The 637-nt window shown below is 32.3% G+C and carries 1 protein-coding gene; it reads right to left on the bottom strand.

Features of this window, described 5'->3' with window-relative positions:
* Positions 1-62: 62 nt before the first annotated feature.
* Positions 63-593, bottom strand: a complete 531-nt coding sequence (locus FE394_RS19010; protein WP_319927886.1) for a hypothetical protein — start codon at positions 591-593, stop codon at positions 63-65.
* Positions 594-637: the final 44 nt, after the last annotated feature.

Genomic DNA, 637 nt, shown 5'->3' with positions numbered 1-637 from the left:
GCCTCCCAATCTGGTTTAGCCATTTATTTATCCCCATAAAACAGAAAACCACCCGAAGGTGATTAAGATTCAATTAATTTATGTAATCTATCTCGTATTGATTTTCTTAAATCGTCTATTTTATCTGAGAAACCTACTTCAGAGTTATGTATGATGATGAAAGCAGTTTTGCATTCTAATTTACCGCTAATAAAATCATCATATGCTGCATTCCCTTTTGCTCTTATTTTTATAGCTTCTTCCATATAAATAACTTGCTCTGGAAAATATATATTCAATAGAACTTCCAGTCTGTCATGGTTGTTTTTGTTGCTATGTTTTGAAACAATCTCAAGCAATTGAACTTCTGTTAGCTTGCCTTTAACAACGAGTAATTGATTTCTCTTAACTAAGAAGTTAGTTTTACTCCAAATAGAAAGTAATTCATCAAGCTCTTCTCCTTTTTCTAAGAATAACTTACTATTTTCTTTTTTTCTTTCATGCTTAAGTTGCTTATCAAATCGATCGGCATTCCACTTATTCGTGAAATAAACAGCAGACAAAGTGACTGCTCCGCCTAAAATTGCACTTACCATCGGCACCCATGATGTCATAGTATTACCTCAGTACTGAATAGTCTTAATAGAATACTTAATAA

Origin of the sequence: Xenorhabdus littoralis (assembly GCF_033949345.1) — a bacterium.
GTDB lineage: Bacteria > Pseudomonadota > Gammaproteobacteria > Enterobacterales > Enterobacteriaceae > Xenorhabdus > Xenorhabdus littoralis.
This window is presented reverse-complemented; position numbering and strand designations above follow the sequence as displayed.